The following is a 16,458-nucleotide window of genomic DNA, read 5'->3' as shown; positions in this document are numbered from 1 at the left end:
ACTCGATCTCGATCAGGCCGGCACCGCATGGAGCTGGCGGCGTGAGGGGAAGAGCCGGCGTGGCGTCCGCCACCTCCACCGGCGCGAAGATGGGCGTCGGCTCGGCCGGAGTGAGCATCTGGCGGCGCCAGCGGAACAACAGGCTGGGATCGACCCCGCGCCGGCGGGCGACCAGCGACACGCTCACGCCCGGCTCGCAGGTTTCCGCCACCAGCTGCTCTTTCTCCGCCTGCGACCAATACCGCCGGCGGGGGGCCGCCTCGACGATCTCCATCACCAAGGGAGCGCTCGCCGTCATAGGGACAGCACCAGGACTATCCCTATGACGGCGAGTGCTCACCTCCTCCGCAGCGGCAAAGCGGCGCGACCACCGCCCCAGAGCCCACCGTCCAATGCCATGGGCTTCAGCGTAGGCTTTCAGCGTCAGCCCGCTGCCCTTCCAGGCCTCGACATGACCACGCCAATAGCTCTCCAGATCCTGACCCGACATCCTCTTACCCCGCTGAACTGCGACCAGCGGAATATTTCATGAACCCCGATCACGTCGGATGTGTCGTCACCCAACGCTTACATTACGGCCGCCATGAGGCGATGAGCTGGTGTGAGCGCAACCGCGTCGGCTACGTCTTCGGCCTGGGCGGCAACACAGTCCTGCTCGGGCGCGTCACCGACCTGGCCGAGGACGCCGCCATGGGCCGGCTCGCCGGCGAGGCGGACAAGGTCCGGCGCTTCGGCGAGTTCCGCTACGCCGCCCGCACCTGGAAGGTCGAGCGCCGGGTCATCGCCCGGATCGAGGCGGCGGCCCAGGGCACCGATAGCCGGTTCATCGTCACCAATTTGGCGGGCACGCCCAAGGCGCTGTACGAGACCATCTACTGCGCCCGCGGCCAGATGGAGAACCGGATCAAGGCGCATAAATTGCATCTCGCCTCCGACCGGACGTCGTGCAGCAAGGCAACCGCCAACCAGTTCCGGCTGCTCATCCACACCGCCGCCTACTGGCTGCTGCACACCTTGCGCGGCTTGGCGCCGAAGGCGTCGTTCTGGCGAGAGGCGCAGTTCGACACGCTGCGCCTCGGCCTCATCAAGGTGGCGGCGCGGGTCACCGAGATGAAGACCCGCATCAAGGTGTCTCTGCCGACCAGCTTCCCCTACCAGGAAAGCCTCGCGATGCTGGCTGCCCGCACCGTCAAGCTGCCGCCGTGACCGCCGGGGTGACGTGCCCCCGAGCGAACCTGTCCCCGCAACCCTCCAGCCCCGTCATGCCGCGCCGTTGGCGTCACCCATCAACGCGCCCTCGGACAGCCGTTCCAAAACGCTGATGAATGATCCAGGCTAAGGTCGTCGAAGAAACCATGTGTGGACGGCCCCTCTGGCGCAAGAGGGAAATCCGCACTGTCAATCGGCTTCGAATTTCCAGCCGGCATCGGCGTCGAATTTCCAGCCACGCTTACGGTTGCAGAGCCCGTTGTCCAGGGAGTCCACGGGAGGGACCCGCGCGCGCCGCGGAGTGCCCGCATGGCTGACGCAGCGGCGCGCGTGGGAGGGACCTGTGGGCCCCCCTGGACAACGCTCAGGAACGGTTCTTGAAGCGCCAGCTCTCGTTGCCGGTCTCCAGGATGTCGCAGTGATGCGTGAGCTGGTCGAGCAGGGCGGTGGTCATCTTGGCGTCGCCGGCGAACACCGTCGGCCATTCAGCGAAGCTCAAGTTCGTGGTGATCAACAGCGAGGTCCGCGAGTACAACTGGCTGAGCGCGTGGAACAGCAGTTGGCCGCCACTCTGGGAGAACGGCAGGTAGCCGAGTTCGTCCAGCACCACGAGATCAACGCGGGTCAGCTGGGCGGCGAGCTTGCCCGCCTGCCCGGCCCGGGCTTCCGCCTCCAACCGGTTCACCAAGTCGATGACGTTGAAGAACCGGGCACGGGCGCCGCGGCGCACGCAGTTAGCCGTGATGGCGATGCACACGTGCGTCTTGCCGGTGCCGGTTCCCCCGATGAACACGGCGTTGCGCTGGGTTTCCAGAAAGCCGCCGTCGTGCAGGTCGCGCACCAGCCCCTCGTTCAGGGGACCGGCAGCGAAGTCGAATTCGGCCAGCGTCTTGGCCAGGGGCAGCTTGGCGGCGCCGAGCTGGTAGCGGATCGAGCGCGCCTGCTTCTCCGCCCGCTCCGCCGCCAGCAGATCGCCCAGGATCTGCTGGACGGTGCGCTGCCGCTTCAGCCCGTCGCTCATCACCTCGTCGTAGGCGGCGCGCATGCCGGCCAGGCTGAGCTCGGCCATCAGCGCCATCAGCTCATGCCGTTCCATGGCAGCCCTCCCGCACCGCGCGCAAACGGTCGTAGCGCCCGCAGTCGGCGGCCGGCTCGATGGACAGCGTCAGCGCCGCCGGCACCGCCATGGCCGGCGCCGGTGTGACGTCGTGGTGCCGGGCCAGGATGTTCAGGATCACGTCCCGGCTGTGCGTGCCGCTCGCCAGCGCCTCGCGGCAGACGGCTTCCACCGCGTCCAAGCCGTCGGTGAGGATGGCGGCGAGCACGCCAACGAACTGCCGGTCGGCGGCATCGCCGCGACCCAGGCGGGTCCGCACCTTCGCCAAGGCTGGCGGCAACTCCCAGTCCCGGAACGGCGCCCCGTTGCGCAGCGCCCCCGGCTTGCGGGCGAGAACCGGCAGGTAGTGCAGCGGATTGTAGCGCGTGTGGCCGTGCCCGAAGGCCCGCGGGTGCTCGGCGACGATCGCGCCGTTGAACCACGCCACGATCCGTGTCGCGTAGGCCCGCACTTGCACCGGCTTGCCGGCCGCCGCCGCCGCGGCCACGCTGTAGCGATTGCGGTCAAAGTGGATCAGGCAGGTCTTCGACGCGCTGAGCGTGGTCTCGTGGAAGCCGTCGAAGGGATCGCTCACGGTAAGCAGCGCCGGCTGCTCCGCCTGGAACACCTCCCACACCGTCCGGCTCTTATCCTCGGGATGCAGCGTCTGTTGGGCCCAGGTGATCACCTGATCGCGCAGGTGGTCGTTCACCTGCTCCAGCGTCTTGGCGCGCAGGCGCGGCGTGAACAGCCGCTGGCGCAAGGTGCCGACCTGATTCTCGACTTGGCCCTTCTCCCAGCCCGAAGCCGGGGTGCAGGCCACCGGCTCGACCAGATAGTGCGAGCACATCTGGGCGAAGCGGCGGTTGAAGCGGCGCTCCTTGCCGACGAACAGGGCGTCCACCGCCGTCTTCATGTTGTCATAGATGCCGCGCTCGCACAGGCCGCCGTAGAACGCCGCGGCGCGGGCATGGGCGTCGAACACCATCTCCTGGCTCTGGCGCGGGTAGGCCGCCACGAACGGCATGCGGCTGTGGCACAGCCGGACATGGGCCACCTGCACCTTGGTCGTCACCCCGTCCAGGATGATCCACTCCTCCGCCCAGTCGAACTGGTACGCCTCGGCGGGAGCAAAGGTGAGCGGCACGTAGGCGTCCACCGGCCCGCACGGCGGCTGGCGCTGCTTGAAGCGCTTGATGTAGCGCCGCACCGCGTCGTACCCGCCCTGGAACCCGGCATCCTTCAGCCGCCCGAAGATCCCCAGGTAGTCGAGCCGATCGCGGGCGGGCTGGCGTTCATTCTCGATGATCAGCCGTTCCAGCTCCTCCTGGAACGCCGCCAACTTTGGGAGCGGCTGGTGCTGGCGCTCGTAGCGCGGCGCCGTCTCGCCCGAGCGCAGGTATTTCGTCACCGTCTCCCGCGACACCTTCAGCGACCGGGCAATGGCCCGGATGCTCTTCCCCTTCGCGTGCTCGCGCCGTATCCGTGCAATCGTCTCCACCGTCAGCATCCCTGTCCGCCACCCCGTCGTCCGAACCCAGGGTGGTAGTCTGCCAGATCAGGAGTGGCTGGTTATTGGACGCCGATCACCCCTGAAACTGGCCCAGTGTTGCAGGCCGATGCACACCACGCGATGCGCGCGGTCTTGTTGGCCAGAGCCACGGCGGCCAGCTTCGCCGGTTTGCGCTCCAGCAGCTTCGTCGCCCAACTGCGGCTGGCGTTGTCCTTGCGGGCCAGCCGCATGACCGCCGTGGCGCCGACGACGAGCAAGCGCCGAAGGTAGCCGTCGCCCTGCTTGCTGATGCCGACGTGGCGTTCCTTGCCGCCGCTGCTGTGGGCTTTCGGTGTCAGACCGAGCCATGCGGCGAACTGCCGGCCGGAACGGAACAGCGTGCCGTCCGGTACGGCCGCCGCGATGGTGCTTGCGGTGATCGGTCCAATGCCGGGAATGGTCGCCAAGCGCCGGCTGACCTCGCTGGCCCGATGCCAAGCGAGGATGCGCTTCTCCAGCCGGTCGATTTCGGCCTCAAGCTGCCGAAGTTGATCGACGATGCCGTGCAGCGCCAAGCGCGCCAGTTCAGGCAGACGATCCTGTGCTTCATGGAGGGCTGCGGTCACCACCTTCACGCCTTCTGGCCCTTTGGCCGCGATGATTCCGAATTCCGCCAAGTGCCCGCGCAACCCGTTGATCAGCATCGTTCGCTGCCGCACCAGCAGGTCGCGGGTCTTGTGCAGCATCAGCGCGGCTTGCTGGTCCACCGTCTTGATGGCGACGAAACGCATGGTCGGGCGGGTGACCGCTTCGCAGATGGCCTCGGCATCGGCGGCGTCGGTCTTGCCCCGCTTCACGTAGGGTTTGACATAGGCGGGCGGCATCAGCTTCACCGTATGCCCCAGGGCCGCGATTTCCCGCGTCCGGTAATGCGCTGTGCCGCAGGCCTCCAATCCGACCAGACACGGCGGAACGTTCTGGAAGAACTTCAAAACCTCGCTTCGACGCAGTTGCCGACAGACCAGAACCTTTCCATCCGCGGCAATCCCATGGACTTGGAAAACGTTCTTCGCCAAGTCCAGACCGATCGTCACCACCTCTACCATGGACGGCCCCTCTGAGCTGGTTTCTTCGACGACCTCAGCTTGCCACCGTTTCAAGAAGGTGGAAGGGCCGTCCACCACATCAGCTCACTTTGTCGCGTCCCCTTCCTCGCCCCACGCCGATCAACGACGGTCCGCTCGCCGGCCGTATTGCGTTCTTCCCGCAGGATATGAATGATGTGGCTGACGCTCTTCGAGCGTTTTCCGACGTGACGAAAGGAAGCCGGGATTAAAGCGTTTGGAAATCAGCCTTCGCTCCTGATCGCGGTCCACCGCTCCCCGAGGAACAACGTTCATGCCTTTCGACAATCCGGCGGGTGATCGATCCCGTCGGCAGCCACGGTTCGGTAAAGCGGTCCAACGGCACGCCGCGCAGGGGACCCCGGCGCCCTCGCAACCCAAGGTGAACGGTTCCGCCCAGCAGAAGCACGCCCAGTGGCTTGCCCGCGCCAGCGACGCCGAACGGTCCGGCGATGCCGTCGAAGCCGAGACCTGTCGCCAACATGCGGAGCATTGGTTCCGTGTCGCCCACGACCGCAACGATCTCTGAGGCTCCGCTGATCCACCTTGAGCGGTGCCCTCGGGCCGTGGCGACGTGACTGAGGCCAAATGGCCTCCGGAAAACCCGGCGCGGTTCAGGCCCTCGACTGGCGAGACTATGAGGAGATGGGAGTGAGATGATAAATCGGTACGGAAAACTTGCCTCCTGGGTCTATCATCTCGACAAGCCAATAGGCCGCTCATTTGGGGATCAGGAGTACTATCGGCAGCGTCTTGAACAGTGCCGTCGTGGCCCCATTCTGGAGCCTGCCGTCGGCAATGGCCGCCTTCTCGTGCCCCTTATCGAAGCCGGGTTTTCAGTCGAGGGCTTCGATGCATCCGCCGAGATGCTCGAATATTGCCAAGACGAGTGCCGAAAGCGAAAGCTCACCGTCAGCCTGACGCAGCAGACATTCGAGACTTTTGCCTATGACAAGCACTTTGCTGCTATCATCATGCCAGCAGGGTCGTTTCAGTTGATTGCGAACACACTCTCGGCCGGCGCGGTGTTGAAGCGCTTTTATGATCATTTGCTTCCCGACGGGAGCTTGATCGTCGACCTCGATCCAATCGGGAGTTTTCTGGGTCCTTCGGGTTCTGTCCGTTCGTGGACCACCGATGATGGTGACCTGCTGACGCTGACCGACCATCGAGTTGAAACCAACTATGTCGCGCAAACTACATTGTCCCACCTTCGCTATGAGCACTGGCAAGGCGGAAACCTAACAACGACCGAGCTCGACTTGTTCAAACTGCGTTGGTGGGGCGTCAATGAATTTGTACTCGCTCTGAATGCTGCCGGGTTTGTGGACGTGGTCGTGTCCGGTAACTACCAGCATGGACAAGCACCGCAGAAAGACGACGACATCATCAGCTTTGAAGCGCGCCGGCCTACGGGGAGGTGAGATACCAAATAGCGTGCTGCTGCGCGACGGGCGGGGTCGCAGGCGGGGAAGGACGGACTTTCCTGGCTCGGCGAGACCTTGTTGCAGTGAGGCGGCCGGTTGTGAAAATCAGGGCGTCGCGGATGTAGGCCTCCCCTTTTCTGCCGTTCCGGTCTGATCATGCCGTTCAAAGTCAACGCGTCCCGTCGCCATCACATCCTGAAGCGCCGCCATCGACTTCGCAACTGGGCGGACTATGATGCGGGGCTTCGGGCGTGGGGCAGCCTGAGGGTTTGGTTCACGGCCGAGACAGTGGTCCGCTGGCGGGCGGAAACACGCTCCACCCCCCGGCGGCCAGCGGACCTATTCGGATCTGGCAATCACGGCCGCCCTGGTTTTACGCGCCGTGTTCCGGCTGCCGCTGCACCAGATCAAAAGTCTGGTCGGCTCCCTCGTCCAGCGGCTCGGTGTTGAGCGCGCCGTTCCGGACCATTCCACCCTCAGCCGAAGCGTTCGGAGCTTGCGCCTGCCGCCGGAGCCAGTCTCCTCGGGAGCTGCTGTGGAGTTGCTCGTCGACAGCACCGGCGTGAAGCTGTGCGGTCCCGGCGAGAGGTTGGTTGAAATGTGAATCGGCGTGGGATTCTGACGCCGATCGGCACGGAAACGCGTTGACAATAATGGAAACTGTGGGGTCCCGACCGCGCGCTGTTTCACAGTCAGGGAGGCTGTTTCAGCGCAACTGTCATGGTGGCTGCCGTACGCGGGAAAGCTGCATGCACGGATCTGTGCGGGGGGCGTCCGGCAACAAGCGTCCCTGCCGCAATCAGCGCGCCCTCCATGGTTGAACGCTAAACCAAAGTATAGTCAAATATAAATCCTGAGCTTTCAAAAATCATACATGGGTAATCATCGCGAAATTTCTGGATTTTATGCCGCGCGATACCTTTGAATCCTAAGTAATGATTTTTGTTTGCTCACGAATCAACGAATCATTGATTGGAGAGATTGACTTATGAGCGTTGCATTGACCCAACCCCAGAACGACCGGCTGGTTCACATCCTGGAGGGATTGAAGGCCGGGAACGTCCCGTCGGCGGGCGATCCGGCGCACACGGCGTTCCTGCAGGACAACGCCGAACGCAGCGGGCTGACCCCCGCGCGCTACCCAGGGCTGTTCAAGGCCATCGGTAGCGGAGGCGCGGCGACGGACAGAGCGGCCGAGAGCAGCGGCGTTACCGACGGCCAGTATGTCGAGTTCATTTCGACCAGTCAGAGCAACAAGGCGGTCACCGCCCGCGCCGTCCTGAGCCGGATCCGGCCGGTAGCCCAGGCCATCGTCTGGCTGAACGTCGTCAACGAGAACGGCGGCACCAAGACCTCGCTGGCCTCCGGTGTCGCGGTCAGCTTCGCCACCCAGACGATCTTCGTGGAGACCAACCCGGAAACCGCCCTGCCGCCGCTGCCGACGGGCACGATGACCGGCATCATTTCCTTCGCGATCACCTACCAGGACGGCACGGTCGAGGTGTCCTCGACGGCGGCTCCCTGGGCCTCCCAGGCGTCGCGCGACCCGGTCGTCTTCGATCCCGCCATCCGCAGCGACCGCAAGACCGGCGACCTGAACGACATCGTCATCGGTCTGGCGCGCGGCTACGATGGGTACCCGAACGATGGGAAAAGGAAGCCCGTAAGGAACATTTCCGACGTCGATTATTGGTATTGGCAACAGATGCAGAATCTTGGCACGAATCCTCTGCTTGTTCCCCTGCACGGGAGCATGAAGTTCGATTACAAGCTGGCTCCGCTCGACATCTACCCCCCGTTCTTGGAGTTCTACCTGGCTCACAAGGAGGGCGGCATCTCCGAACTGAACGGCGGCGACGCTTCGCGCTACCTGCCGCACTTCCGAATCGACGATGCCGACCCCGAAGGGCGGACGCTGACGTTCCTGCTGAGGCCGCCCTACAACGATGCGGGCGACGCCATCGAGTTCCCTTCCAAAAATTGGACTTCGGACACACAGTCCTTCTTCAGCGCCCGTGTGACCGTGACTTTCGAGGACTATGAAAGGCACGGATCGGGCTGGTCGAGCATCGTCAGCTCGCTGTCGCCGGACACCGATTCGAAGGACGGCGTCGCCTTCATCAAGCCCATCGTCTTTGTCTGGCACTGCCTGGTCGCCGGCACCCAGATCACGCTCGCCGACGGCACGATCAAGGCGGTGGAGGACTTCACGTCCGAGGACGTCGTCGTCAGCGGCGACGGAACCCGGCCGGTGCAAGCGACCCTGGCGCAGCCGCACAGCGGGCCGATCACCGTGCTGGAGTTCGCCAACGGCGCCACCCTCGCCGGATCGGCCACCCACCCGGTGGTGACGCCGGCCGGCACGGTCCAGGCGGGGGCGCTGGCGGTCGGCGACACGGTGCTGACCCGCGACGGCACGACGACGGTGACCGCCACCCGCCAGGAGACCCAGACCAACGGCGGCCTGTTCAACCTGTGGCTCGTTCCCGAGGGGGAAGGGCCGACGACCATGATCGCCAACGGCATCGTGGTCGGCGACTACCAGATCCAGGTCCAGCTTCTGCGGGACGCCGCCCAGGACGACCGCGCCGTCCGGGCCAAGCTGCCGGAAAGCCTGCATGTGGATTTCGACAGCTGGGTGGCCGACCGGGTGGCGTCGGCCTGATCCAGGCTCACCGCATCCACGCTCACCGCGCGGCCCGGCGGCTCCAGAAGGGGGCGTCGGGCCAGCGGCCCCCGGCGGTGTAATGGCGGGTCCGCTCGGCCAGATAGCGGCGCAGCGTGTCCTCGGCGCGCCGGGCGTAGCCGATCGCGGCGTCGCGCGCCGCGGTGCCGTCGCCGGAGAACCAGCGCAGGATGGTGTCGGCGGCGGCCAGCGCGTCGTCGAGCGCCCCGGCGATGCCGGAGGAGGTCAGCGGGTCGAAGCCGATCAGCGCATCGCCGACGGCGATCCAGCCGGCGCCGACCGCCCGGTCGACGTGCTGCGAGGCGGCCGAGAAGACCGCCGGGGCCGTTCCGGCGCCGGGGCCGTCTTCCGGCGGCGGAACCAGATCGCGCAGGCGCGCGGTGGCCGCCCAGGCGGAGCGGAAGGCGTCCGCGCCGGCCAGACCGCCGGCACGGGCGATGTCGTCGTCGGTCATCAGCGTGACGATGGCCCGCCCGCCCGGCAGCACCGCCGCGTACCACCAGCCGATCTCCGCCGCCTCCACGAAGGAGCGGCCGTGGAAGCCCCCGCCGGCGGGCCCGGCGGCCGGAGCGGCCTCGATCGCCAGGGCGATCAGGCGGTCGAGCCGCCGCCGCCGCGCGCCGAGCGCGGTCGCCAGCGGCGCCCGCCGGCCGCCGGCGTCCACCACCACACGGGCGGTCACGCTGCGCCGCCCGTCCGCGTCGCGCAGCCCGACGGTCCAGCCGCCCTCCGGCCGGCGCTCGACCCCGGCGAGGGTGGCGGGGGCCAGGAGGCGGGCGCCGCGCTCCACCGCCGCCTCGCGCATCCAACGGTCGAAGCGGGCGCGGTCGAGATGCCAGCCGTGCCCGCTGGCCCGCCGCAGGAAATCGTCGGCGGTCTCCCCGTCGCCGCTCCACAGGCTGAGATTGCCGTGGTAGGGGCGGTGGCCGAGGCGCCCAAGATCGTCCGGCAGGCCGAGCCGGGCCAGCAGCGGTCCGACGTTGGGCGTCGCCGATTCGCCGACCCGCAGCGCCGCCCGCTCCGGCGAACCGTGGGCGGCGCGGTCGACCAGGACCACGCGCGGCACGCCGGCCGCGCGCAGGGCGAGCGCGGTGGCGGAGCCGGCCGGCCCCGCCCCCACGATCAGGACGTCCGCCGCGTCCGTGCCCGGAGGCGCGCCCGGAAGCGGGTCGCGCAACGCCGCAGGGGACGACGCTTCAGGGGACGACGCTTCAGGGGACATCGGCCACCAGCGGCCGCGCCGGCTCGCCGATTCCCGCGGTGTCGCCCTGCGAACCGGGCGTGCGGGGAAGCCGGCGCGCCACCTCGACGAAATAGGGATCGCCGGCGCTGCCGATGTTGAAGACGAAGCCGAGCTGGTCCCACAGCTTTACCATGTCCAGGTCGTCGGCGAACTGGATGTAGTCGTCGGCCTTCTGGTTGTACTCGGTGCCGATCCACGACACCTGCGGCCCCAGGGCCGGGCTGGGCTCGGCCAGGAGGGCCTTGGGCTCGGGCGGCAGATAGACGAATTCCGGCCGCTGCGCCGGCCACCACCACAGGATCCGGCCCTCGATGGGCTGCGACGAGCATTCGTTGAAGTCGGCCTGCCAGGGGACGGCCATGTAGCGGCTGACGTCGCCCGGCTCCATGCCCGTCGCCGGATCGAAGCCGAGGCTGAGCGGGCCGGACACGTTCGGCCGCGCCTTGATGCGGAAGGCGCCGTCGTAGATGGCCGGGTTGCGGGAGATCCAGGTCATCTCGATGCCCGGCGAGAAGGCGCCGCCGACGCAGTTGGCCAGCACGCCGCGGGTGACCGGATCGCCGGCGGTCCCGGCCGGTTCGGCCCCCGGCTCGAACCAGCCGTCGGCCCATTGCTGGAGGAGGAAATACTGGGTGTCGGTCAGGCGCAGGTACTTCGAGGTCGCCACGGTGACGGTGCCGGGTTTCGAGGCGCCCAGCGCGTCGTCGCCGGCCAGATAGGGCATGGCGGTGGCGCCGGTGCTGGCGTTCACCAGGACGTTGTCCGCGCCGGGCGGGCGAATGATGTCGAGGATGTAGGCGCGGAACCCGTTGAGCTTGGGATCCGGATCGCCGAGCCTGGCGAAATCGAAGCTGTGCGGCTTCGGCGGGATCGCCGCGACCCAGGGGTAGCGGGCGACGCGCTCGAAGATCGGCTTGATGTCGGTCTCGAAGAAGGGCTTGTAGCCGGTCGGCCCGGTCTTCCACATCCCGTCCGCGAACAGGTCGGGGCGGAGCCCCTGCTTGCGCACCACGACGTCGAAGATGGTGTCGTACAGCGTCACCAGATTGGGGATCTGCGGCGCGTAGGAAGGCGGTCCGACCATCACCCAGGCGCCGCCGACCTCCAGGTCGGGGGGGCCGTCCTCCCCGTCCAGCAGGCTGATCTTCACCGACACCGGCCCGTCCGAGGTGTCGTCCCACCAGCCGTCGTTGTTGGCGTATTGCCCGATGTGGGGCGACGGCCTGTCCGATCCGGAATGCCCCAGCCCGCCCAGCACCAGAAGGCGGCCCTCTTCGTCGGTGCGCAGCTCGCCCAGCGTGTCGATGGGGTAGGGCTTCAGCCCCTCGGGCGGAAAGCTGCCAGCGTAGCCCGGCGGGATGGTGTCGCGCGAGAAGTGCTCGGCCGGGGCGTCGCTTCCCTCGATCGAGCGGGGGCCGGCGTCGATGATCAGGGCGCGCCGCTCCTCCGCGCTGGTCCGGTCGGCGTTGCGCAGCGGGTGGTTCGACGCGTAGCCGTCCTCGCCCTTCGAGGTCTGGAACTCGTACCAGCTCGCCTTCTTGTTGGCGAGGTGGACGTACCAGCGGATCGAGGCCACGCCCTTGCTTTTCAACGTGACCTCCTCGGGCGGTCCGCCGTCGACGCTGCGCATCAGGCGGAAGCGCGCCGCCTGCCGGCACAGCCGGCCTTCGTCGTCGCGGAAATCCCGCTCCCCGACGGTCCGGCCGTCGGGCAGGGTGGGCAGGCCGCCCTCCGTCTCGGGGCCGATGTAGAAGGCCGTCGGCGCGTTGCCGACGCGGGCGATGCCGATGGCGGGGACGATGGAATAGACGGTGTTGGACATGGTTTTCCCCTCGCTGTCCCGATCTGGCCGGGCTGGGTGGTGCCGTTTGGGCGGTGCCGGGTTACAGCCCGAGTCCGGTGGCGTCGGAGCGGCTCTTCAGCGTCCGGACGCCGTCGATCACCCCGTGCAGCGCCTCCCGGTGCCTGGGGGCCGGGCCCGGCGGGGCGGGCGGCGCCACCGGGGCGACGAGCAGCGGGGGCAGCCCCTGGCCGGCCAGCAGTTTGTCGAGGGCCTGCAGCGCCGCGAGGAAGCCATCGAAGCTGGCGTCCTCGACATACTCGAAGGTCGGGGCGGCGTTGGGCCCGACCGTTGGGTCGCCGTCGGGGAAGACGGGAAGCTGCATCACCAGATTGGCCAGGGTCGGCAGTTGGTTGTGCATCAGCGGCAGGGCCAGCGTGAAATAGGAGTCCGCCGCGCCGCCCGCCTTGGTGAAGGAGGCCTCCAGGCTCTGCAGCATCACGCTGTAGCCGATGTTGAACGCCTTGACCGCCTGGACGGCCGTGGCGTTGGTGAAGTCCGACACCCGCGGGTTGGAGACGATGGGAAGCGTGTCGGGGAAATCCGGCGCGTCGGCCACGCGCAGGAACTTGTAATAGTGCGACAGCTCGTAGGGCGTGCCGAGGATCGGCCCGTAGGTGCCATCGGTGCGGGCGCCGTAATGCTCGTAGGCGCCGTAGGGCTGCTGGGGGACCAGCGGGTGGGTCGGGTTCACCGCGCCCTCGCCCTGCTGGACGATCTGCTGGATGCCGAGTTGGGCGCTGTCCAGGTCGGTCACCTTCACGGCCTTGCCGCCGAACTTGCCGAGGTAGATGTCGGTGCGCTGCTCGGCCGCCGGATTCTCGGCGAAGACCTTGTCCGTGCCGTACTGGCCGGCACAATACCCGATACCGTCCCACAGGGCCTTGTAGAGCTGGCCGATGGTCTGGTAGTCGCTGCCCTGCGGCGGCGCGGTGAAGGGGGCGGGGGTCTCGATCGCCATGAAGACGTTGCGGAACACCGCCTGCGAGGCGCGGTACAGCCCGACATAGGGCGTGGCGGTGGTGCTGGCCGAGGGCAGATAGGCCGGGTAGACGGGCACCACGCTCCCGGTCAGCTTGGGTTGCCCGCCGATGCCGACCAGGATGTTGGCCGCCTGGTTGAGGTGGAACATCTCCTCCACCACGACGCTGCGCAGGGCCTGGTAGGCGGCCGAACCCTTGTCGGTGATCGAGTAGAGCGCCGTCAGATAGGCGGGCACCGTAGTGAATTCGACCTGGATCGCCAGTTGCGCGGCGGCGCGCAGGTCCGCGAGGGTCGAAATCGGCGTGTAGGCGACCGACAGTGGGGCCGCCGCCTTCGCCTGCGGCCGCTCCAGAAGACATTGCTCAGTCATGGTCCGCGTCCCTCCCGCTCGGTGATGCCGCTCGCGCGCCGCTGTTCCGGTGCGCGTTGATGCGTCGCGTTCGCCAACTATCGGGAAGAAATTTCAAAGAATCAACGAGTCAATATCCGGTATCAAATGCACATACAATGATATGATTTTTGCCAATTCGCACACTTCTCCAAATTTTATTTGAACGAGTACGAATAATTTCGGGATTTTCGGCATTGCAGATCACGAAAAATTAGATTTCTAAGTATATTGGCATGAATTATTTGGTTTGATTTTCGGGAATGCTCCGACAGTATCGGGCGATACGCAAAAATCGGGAGTTCATGCGCATGGCAAGCGTTCGCGTCGCGGCATGGCCAATCGTTATGATGGGCCTTTCCGCGTTCCTCACCTCCAAGGCGGGTGCCCAGCAGGCCAACATCACCGAAAGCGTGACGATCCAGCAGCAGGAGGTGATGAAGGGTGGCGTGCCTCTGCGGCGGATCCTGGAATCCGGCGCGCATTTCTTCAGCTATCCCTACTTCCCGCAGGACGGCTGGGGCGAGGGCGCGGACGGTCCGCGCGCGTGGCAGCGCAAGGCGCTCTACCCGAACTCCCCGTTCAGCCCCTACGCGACGGCGGATGGGACCGTGCCGCCGCCGATCCCCTTCCTGCGCCTGAACGGCATCGACAGCCAGAGCTGCTACGAGTGCCACACCTCGATCGGCGCCACCGTCCAGCCCGACCTCGCCGGCGCCAACCCGCCCGGACCGGCGACCCGCACCCAGCCGGCGATCGGCGGCGCCGCCGGCATCGCCAACAATGCTTTCATCAACAGCCAGTTCCCCAACCCCCTGACCCAGCTGCTCCGCAACCCGCCGCACGTATTCGGGACCGGCTACACCCAGGCGCTGGCCAACGAGATCACCGGGCAGCTGCTCGGGCAGCAGGCCCTTCTCGCCGACCACGCCCGCTACACGCCCGACAAGCCGGTGACCCTGCCGCTGGCGGCCAAGAACCTGTCCTTCGGCTGGCTCGGCGCCACCTACGACAGCAAGGCGCAGCGGATCGTCTATGATTACAGCCGGCTGACCGGGGTCTCCCCGGATCTGGTCGTGCGCCCGTTCCAGTGGAAGGGCATCGCCTCGTCGGTCCGCCACTTCGCGGCCTCCGCGACCCAGTTCCACTTCAGCATGGAAGGGGTCGAGATCGTCGGGGAGAACAACGACAACGACGCCGACGGGGTGATCAACGAACTGAGCTACGGCAACGTCGGGGCGCTGACGAGCTTCGTCGCGATGACCCGGCCGCCGGTGGTCGAGACGCCGGCCGATCCGGCCGCCAAGGCCAAGGTGGCCCGCGGCGCGGCGCTGTTCGCCGGCACGGCAACCGACGCCGGGCTTCCGGCCGGCAGCGCCATGTGCGCGTCCTGCCATCTTCCGGTGCAGACGCTCGACCGGCCGGTGGTGACGATCGAGTGGGGCACCGTGCTGGGGCATCCCGATCAAGCCGGCTCCGACGCCGGGATCGCGCTGCCCTCGCGGGTCCAGGGGCGCGCCGAGGAAACGCGCAGGCGGACCGTCGCCTCGCCGACCCTGGTCAACGCCCTGCCCAGCACCGACCATCTGCCGGTGGTGCGCGAGGCGCGGGCGCGGCTGGCCAAGGCGTCGGCGGATGCCGGCGCGGCCGTCCGCCAGGGCGCGCCGGACGCGGCGGTCGCCGCCCTCTACGCCAAGGCGGTCGCCGATGCCGACTCGGTCGCGGTCGGCGGTCTGGAGATCAACCTGAACACGCTGGCGAGCCGGGCGGACCCGTCGATGCCGTGGCGCAATCCGGACGGCGGGAAGGCCGAGGATCAGGCAGGGCCGCTGCCGGCCTACGCCCGCGACCGGCTGCCCTTCAAGACGCCGGACGCTCCCCTGGACGTGCCGCTGCTGAGCGACCTGCGCCTGCACGACATGGGCCCCTGCCTTGCCGACATCGCGCCACAGGGCACCGACGTGGCGGACATCGCCGTTCCCCCGCAGCAATTCCTGACCCGGCCCCTGTGGGGCGTTGCCGACAGCTGGCCTTACCTGCATGACGGACGCGCGCTGGATCTGGTCCAGGCGATCCGCTTCCATGGCGGTACCCGCCCGGACGGCATCGCAGCCGAGTTCCCCTACCAATGCGCCGGCAGCGAAGCGGACCCGGTGATCAACGCCTTCTACGCCTTGAACCCTGGCGACCAACAGGCGCTGATCGCTTATCTGGCGAGTTTGCGTCTGCCGCCCCTGCCTGGAGCGGTGGTGCCGTTCTGACCGAATAGCGCGCTTCGGCTCCGGCGGGCGGAATGGTGTCGACGAGTTCGAGGATGCGCCGGTCATTGAAACAGTCGACCCATTCCAAGTTCGCGGCCGGCTCACCTTTGGCCGGCCCGTAGTAGCTGGATCGGCTGATGGAAACCAGCTTGCACTGCCGGGTGATCGACAGCTGCGGATGCTCCGGCTCGATCAACTCCCGCCTCCGGTCGACGCTCATCGACCGGAGGCCTTGCGCAAAAAATCGCGCTCCACGACCAGCTGGCCGATCATCACGTGCAGCTTTTCCACCTCGCCCTGATGGCTGGCTTCGGCGACCTCCGCCTTGGCGGAGAACACTCCGGACATCCCCTCGATGGCCTGCTTCTTCCAAGCGTTGATCAGCGTCTGGTGCACCCCGTGCTTCGCGACAAGCTGTGACACCGTCAACTCGCCCCGGGATCGCCTCCAGCGCCACCTTCGCCTTGAACTCCGCCGAATACCGTTTCCGTTTCCCCGTCATCGGGCCCGTCCTTCCTGATGGGCGAACCAAGCTTATCCGACTGTCCGAGAAACGGGGACCAGCTCACCTGCAACCGCGCGCCAGGATCGGTAGCCAGGATGCTGGGCGGCTGTGAAACAGCATCCGATGGACAATTTTTCTAGTGAAATATGATGCGCCTTCTGCGTGTTGTGGCCGCTTGGCCGTCGGCTCAGTGTCGCCGGCAA

12 protein-coding genes and 2 pseudogenes are annotated in these 16,458 nt (G+C 67.1%); 6 read left to right on the top strand and 8 right to left on the bottom strand.

Features of this window, described 5'->3' with window-relative positions:
• Positions 1-112: 112 nt before the first annotated feature.
• Positions 113-253, bottom strand: a pseudogene (locus TSH58p_RS34255) (transposase); the annotation flags it as partial.
• Positions 254-528: 275 nt separating this feature from the next.
• Here TSH58p_RS34255 and TSH58p_RS23915 point away from each other — a divergent pair.
• A complete protein-coding gene (locus TSH58p_RS23915) occupies positions 529-1,206 on the top strand; it encodes a transposase (RefSeq protein WP_109469471.1) in 678 nt (225 codons plus the stop codon).
• Positions 1,207-1,573: 367 nt separating this feature from the next.
• Here TSH58p_RS23915 and istB read toward each other — a convergent pair whose 3' ends face one another.
• From istB to TSH58p_RS23900, 3 genes are all read right to left on the bottom strand, one after another.
• Positions 1,574-2,305 carry an IS21-like element helper ATPase IstB gene (gene istB / locus TSH58p_RS23910; RefSeq protein WP_109469470.1) on the bottom strand — a complete coding sequence of 244 codons (732 nt, stop codon included), beginning with the start codon at positions 2,303-2,305 and terminating at the stop codon, positions 1,574-1,576.
• On the bottom strand, positions 2,292-3,815 hold the full coding sequence (gene istA, locus TSH58p_RS23905; RefSeq protein ID WP_109469469.1) for an IS21 family transposase: 1,524 nt from the start codon (positions 3,813-3,815) through the stop codon (positions 2,292-2,294). Before istA ends, istB begins: the two co-directional genes overlap by 14 nt.
• A 62-nt stretch (positions 3,816-3,877) precedes the next feature.
• Complete coding sequence (locus TSH58p_RS23900; protein WP_109469468.1) at positions 3,878-4,903, bottom strand: IS110 family transposase; 1,026 nt, start codon at positions 4,901-4,903, stop codon at positions 3,878-3,880.
• Positions 4,904-5,195: 292 nt separating this feature from the next.
• On the opposite strand from TSH58p_RS23900, the gene TSH58p_RS23895 reads away from it, so the two are divergent.
• The 4 genes from TSH58p_RS23895 to TSH58p_RS23880 all read left to right on the top strand — a co-directional run bounded on the left by TSH58p_RS23895 (position 5,196) and on the right by TSH58p_RS23880 (position 9,013).
• Complete coding sequence (locus tag TSH58p_RS23895) at positions 5,196-5,450, top strand: DUF4167 domain-containing protein (RefSeq protein ID WP_109469467.1); 255 nt, start codon at positions 5,196-5,198, stop codon at positions 5,448-5,450.
• A 127-nt stretch (positions 5,451-5,577) separates the two neighbouring features.
• Positions 5,578-6,345 carry a bifunctional 2-polyprenyl-6-hydroxyphenol methylase/3-demethylubiquinol 3-O-methyltransferase UbiG gene (locus TSH58p_RS23890; protein WP_109069097.1) on the top strand — a complete coding sequence of 256 codons (768 nt, stop codon included), beginning with the start codon at positions 5,578-5,580 and terminating at the stop codon, positions 6,343-6,345.
• Between the two features lie 352 nt (positions 6,346-6,697).
• Positions 6,698-6,952: a transposase gene (locus TSH58p_RS34725; protein ID WP_109069096.1), complete on the top strand. Its 255-nt coding sequence runs from the start codon at positions 6,698-6,700 to the stop codon at positions 6,950-6,952.
• Between the two features lie 384 nt (positions 6,953-7,336).
• On the top strand, positions 7,337-9,013 hold the full coding sequence (locus tag TSH58p_RS23880; RefSeq protein ID WP_146205840.1) for a Hint domain-containing protein: 1,677 nt from the start codon (positions 7,337-7,339) through the stop codon (positions 9,011-9,013).
• Positions 9,014-9,035: 22 nt separating this feature from the next.
• Here TSH58p_RS23880 and TSH58p_RS23875 read toward each other — a convergent pair whose 3' ends face one another.
• The 3 genes from TSH58p_RS23875 to TSH58p_RS23865 all read right to left on the bottom strand — a co-directional run bounded on the left by TSH58p_RS23875 (position 9,036) and on the right by TSH58p_RS23865 (position 13,471).
• Positions 9,036-10,211, bottom strand: a complete 1,176-nt coding sequence (locus tag TSH58p_RS23875) for a tryptophan 7-halogenase (protein ID WP_162600084.1) — start codon at positions 10,209-10,211, stop codon at positions 9,036-9,038.
• A 34-nt stretch (positions 10,212-10,245) separates the two neighbouring features.
• Positions 10,246-12,099 (bottom strand): LodA/GoxA family CTQ-dependent oxidase, encoded by a 1,854-nt coding sequence (locus TSH58p_RS23870; protein WP_109069093.1) that lies wholly within the window; start codon positions 12,097-12,099, stop codon positions 10,246-10,248.
• A 61-nt stretch (positions 12,100-12,160) separates the two neighbouring features.
• Positions 12,161-13,471 (bottom strand): ferritin-like domain-containing protein, encoded by a 1,311-nt coding sequence (locus tag TSH58p_RS23865; protein WP_109069092.1) that lies wholly within the window; start codon positions 13,469-13,471, stop codon positions 12,161-12,163.
• A gap of 365 nt (positions 13,472-13,836) precedes the next feature.
• Here TSH58p_RS23865 and TSH58p_RS23860 point away from each other — a divergent pair, with 365 nt between their 5' ends.
• Positions 13,837-15,750, top strand: coding sequence for a di-heme oxidoredictase family protein (locus TSH58p_RS23860; protein ID WP_109069091.1), 1,914 nt, complete (start codon positions 13,837-13,839; stop codon positions 15,748-15,750).
• 82 nt (positions 15,751-15,832) lie between these two features.
• Here the strand turns inward: TSH58p_RS23860 and TSH58p_RS23855 are convergent.
• A pseudogene (locus TSH58p_RS23855) lies at positions 15,833-16,252 on the bottom strand (transposase); the annotation flags it as partial.
• Positions 16,253-16,458 lie beyond the last annotated feature (206 nt).

The organism is Azospirillum sp. TSH58 (assembly GCF_003119115.1).
Taxonomy (GTDB): Bacteria; Pseudomonadota; Alphaproteobacteria; order Azospirillales; family Azospirillaceae; genus Azospirillum.
The sequence above is the reverse complement of the archived record's forward strand: the minus strand, read 5'-3'. Positions and strand labels throughout refer to the sequence as shown.

Excerpts from the sequence above, each read along its gene's own strand:
- TSH58p_RS23915 (WP_109469471.1), top strand. The coding sequence starts at position 529 with ATGAACCCCGATCACGTCGGATGTGTCGTCACCCAACGCTTACATTAC.
- istB (WP_109469470.1), bottom strand. The coding sequence starts at position 2,305 with ATGGAACGGCATGAGCTGATGGCGCTGATGGCCGAGCTCAGCCTGGCC.
- istA (WP_109469469.1), bottom strand. The coding sequence starts at position 3,815 with ATGCTGACGGTGGAGACGATTGCACGGATACGGCGCGAGCACGCGAAG.
- TSH58p_RS23900 (WP_109469468.1), bottom strand. The coding sequence starts at position 4,903 with ATGGTAGAGGTGGTGACGATCGGTCTGGACTTGGCGAAGAACGTTTTC.
- TSH58p_RS23895 (WP_109469467.1), top strand. The coding sequence starts at position 5,196 with ATGCCTTTCGACAATCCGGCGGGTGATCGATCCCGTCGGCAGCCACGG.
- TSH58p_RS23890 (WP_109069097.1), top strand. The coding sequence starts at position 5,578 with ATGATAAATCGGTACGGAAAACTTGCCTCCTGGGTCTATCATCTCGAC.
- TSH58p_RS23880 (WP_146205840.1), top strand. The coding sequence starts at position 7,337 with ATGAGCGTTGCATTGACCCAACCCCAGAACGACCGGCTGGTTCACATC.
- TSH58p_RS23870 (WP_109069093.1), bottom strand. The coding sequence starts at position 12,099 with ATGTCCAACACCGTCTATTCCATCGTCCCCGCCATCGGCATCGCCCGC.
- TSH58p_RS23865 (WP_109069092.1), bottom strand. The coding sequence starts at position 13,471 with ATGACTGAGCAATGTCTTCTGGAGCGGCCGCAGGCGAAGGCGGCGGCC.
- TSH58p_RS23860 (WP_109069091.1), top strand. The coding sequence starts at position 13,837 with ATGATGGGCCTTTCCGCGTTCCTCACCTCCAAGGCGGGTGCCCAGCAG.